The organism is Mesorhizobium sp. M7A.T.Ca.US.000.02.2.1, assembly GCF_003996995.1.
In the GTDB taxonomy this organism is placed as follows: domain Bacteria; phylum Pseudomonadota; class Alphaproteobacteria; order Rhizobiales; family Rhizobiaceae; genus Mesorhizobium.
Genome location: NZ_RZTT01000600.1, coordinates 1 through 2,746 on the forward strand (window position 1 = coordinate 1; position 2,746 = coordinate 2,746).

A 2,746-nucleotide genomic window follows, 5' to 3' on the forward strand; every position below is an offset into this window, starting at 1 on the left:
GCGCCGTTTTCGCCAAGCAGGGCGTGGATCTCACCCCTGGCGAAGTCGAGATCGATATGATCGCACGCCGTCAGCGTGCCGAATATCTTGGTGAGGCCACGAACCTCAAGCAGGTTCGTGCCGTCGTGATTTGCACTCACAGTGCCTCCCATCTGGTTAGCCAGACATGTTCTGTGTTCCCGCAGGCATGGTAGGCGCGGCCGGCTCTCATCGGAAAGCGGCACACGTCTTGAAAGAGCTTCAAGAATTTCAGCGGAAATTCAAGGGATAGCAAGGCAGAACGAACTAAGGGATGAGAATGGTCGTCCCTGTGGTCCTGCGGCCCTCGAGGTCGGAATGCGCCTTGCCGGCGTCCTTGAGCGCGTAGCGCTGGTTGATCTTGATCTCGACCGCGCCGCTGAGCACGACCTCGAACAGGGCGGCGGCAGAAGCGTCGAGGTCCTCGCGTTTTGCGTTGTAGACGAACAGTGTCGGCCTTGTTGCGAACAGCGAGCCCTTCTGGGCCAGCAATGACATGCTGAATGGCGGTATGGGTCCCGAGGACTGGCCAAAGCTGACGAACATGCCAAGCGGCCGCAGGCAGTCGAGCGAAGCCGGAAATGTGTCGTTGCCGACCGAATCATAGACGACATCGCATTTTTTGCCGCCCGTGATGGCGGCGACGCCGGCGACGAAATCCTGTTCCTTGTAGTTGATGACGTGGTCGAAACCATGCGCCCTGGCGAGCTCGATCTTGTCGGACGAGCTGGCGGTGCCGATGACGGTGGCGCCGAGATGTTTTGCCCATTGGCCGAGGATCAGCCCGACGCCGCCTGCCGCGGCATGGAACAGGATCGTGTCGCCGGCCTTCACCTTGAACGTCCGCCGCAGCAGATATTCCGCGGTCATACCCTTCAGCATCATCGCCGCGGCCTGTTCGTCGCTGATGCCATCCGGAACCTTGACGACGCGGCTGGCATCGATGACGCGCTGTTGCGCGTAAGCCCCCGTCGTCACGGCATAGGCGATGCGATCGCCCGGTTTGAGCCAGTCGACGCCTTGGCCGACCTCCAGCACCACGCCGGCGGCTTCGCTGCCTGGCACGAGCGGGAAGCCACCGGGTGGCGGATAGAGGCCAGAGCGATGATAAACATCGATGAAATTGAGGCCGATCGCGGTGTGCCGAACCAGGATCTGCCCGGCTCCCGGCTGGCCGGGGTCGGCGTCCTCATAGGTCAGAACTTCCGGGCCGCCATTGGCGTGAATGCGGATCGCTTTGGACATTGCTGGGCTTCCTGTGGGGCTAGGCTCCCTGTGGGAGTGGCTGATCAGGCCTTCTTGGCACCGAGTTTGGGAAAGAACTGCATGATGCCACCGATGCAGGCAAGGTAAAGCCCGGTGATGGTGATGCCGATCTTGGTGAAGGTGCTGACCTGCTCGCCCAGCACGCCGATCTGATCGTAGAAGGCAGCGAGTGCCGCCTGGGCCAGGGCAAGCGCGCCGAAAGCGCACCACAAGAGAGTCATGCCAAGGTTGATGCGCCGCAGCCGCACCACCCGCACCGGGTGGATGAAGTTGATCGGCACGAAAGTCAGGACGCCGGCCACCACCACCACCGCGAACGAAACCCATTGTCCGGGCTCGATGACGAACAGGGTGAACACCACCATGTTCCAGACCACGGGGAATCCCTTGAAGAAATTCTCCTTCGTCTTCATGCCGGTGTCGGCATAGTAGATGGCGCTGGAAACGACGATGATCGCCGCCGACAGGAATGACAGGCCCTCGCCCATGAAGCCGCGCTGATAGAGCGCGAAGGCCGGGATCAGCACATAGGTCACGTAGTCGATGATGTTGTCGAGCAGTTCACCCGACCAGGTCGGCAGGATTTCCTTGACCTCGAGCTTGCGCGCGATCGGTCCATCGATGCCGTCGACGAACAGGGCCAGCCCGAGCCACCAGAACATCGCCGTCCAGCGCTCTTCGCTTGCCGCCACCAGCGACAGGAAGGCCAGGAACGACCCCGAGGCGGTCAAGAGGTGGACGGAGAACGCCCTCGCCTGTGGCCAGGTGACCTTCTTCTTCGGCCTGGGAATCCGGTCCGTGATCTTTTTGGCGGCTTTTCGGGCCGCCGTATTCCTGGCCATTGTGTTCTTGCTCACGGGCCCCGCCAATCCAGCTTGCAGATTTCGGCCGAACGGCCGGCGAAATTCCAGTTGCGGCCGAAAGCCCGCATCTTGCTCTTGTCGGACCTTGCCACGATGATCTCGGGCGCGATCCAGTATTCCGAATTGCTGATCACCGTATCCTTGTCGCGATCCTTGCCGGGGATGGGTGTCACCGCCCCGTCGATGATCTTCGGTATCTGGAAGATACGCGTCTTGTCACGCGTCTCATAGGTGATCGGCACTTGTTCGACGCCGAGGAATTTGCCTACCAGGATGGAGAGCAGCGATGTGGTTCCGCCTGCCTTGCCGGTGAAGATCTTGGTCAGCGCCTTGACTGCGTAGACCGAGGCTCGGCTGTCGATGAACAGGCCGGCGGTCCAGTTGCCGCGGCTCATGTAGCCGGGGATTTCCATGATCAGCCCGAGATTGAGGCCGGACAGATCGACCTCACCGAAATGGCCGGCATCGATGCGAAACCCCGCCCAGGTCTGGCAATAGCCTTCGGTCGGCGGATGATTGCCAAGCGATAGCACGCAAGGGCAAAAAACCGTGCAATTGCAGGAGAGTACGAGCTCTCCCTTCATCGCCCAGCTCTGGTC

General features: G+C 61.2%; 3 protein-coding genes. All 3 read right to left on the reverse strand.

What is annotated here, in order from left to right:
• Positions 1-285: 285 nt before the first annotated feature.
• From EOD15_RS32260 to EOD15_RS32270, 3 genes are read right to left on the reverse strand one after another with little or no spacing between them, the layout of a single operon-like run.
• Positions 286-1,263 (reverse strand): quinone oxidoreductase, encoded by a 978-nt coding sequence (locus EOD15_RS32260; protein WP_127321881.1) that lies wholly within the window; start codon positions 1,261-1,263, stop codon positions 286-288.
• 44 nt (positions 1,264-1,307) lie between these two features.
• Entirely contained in the window at positions 1,308-2,126 is an 819-nt protein-coding gene (pcsA, locus tag EOD15_RS32265) for a phosphatidylcholine synthase (protein WP_164761907.1), read from the reverse strand.
• Between the two features lie 11 nt (positions 2,127-2,137).
• Positions 2,138-2,731, reverse strand: coding sequence for a DUF1326 domain-containing protein (locus tag EOD15_RS32270; protein ID WP_245463826.1), 594 nt, complete (start codon positions 2,729-2,731; stop codon positions 2,138-2,140).
• Positions 2,732-2,746 lie beyond the last annotated feature (15 nt).

Bases quoted from the DNA above. Each gene is read 5' to 3' on its own strand.
- EOD15_RS32270 (WP_245463826.1), bottom strand. From the start codon at position 2,731: ATGAAGGGAGAGCTCGTACTCTCCTGCAATTGCACGGTTTTTTGCCCT.
- pcsA (WP_164761907.1), bottom strand. From the start codon at position 2,126: ATGGCCAGGAATACGGCGGCCCGAAAAGCCGCCAAAAAGATCACGGAC.
- EOD15_RS32260 (WP_127321881.1), bottom strand. From the start codon at position 1,263: ATGTCCAAAGCGATCCGCATTCACGCCAATGGCGGCCCGGAAGTTCTG.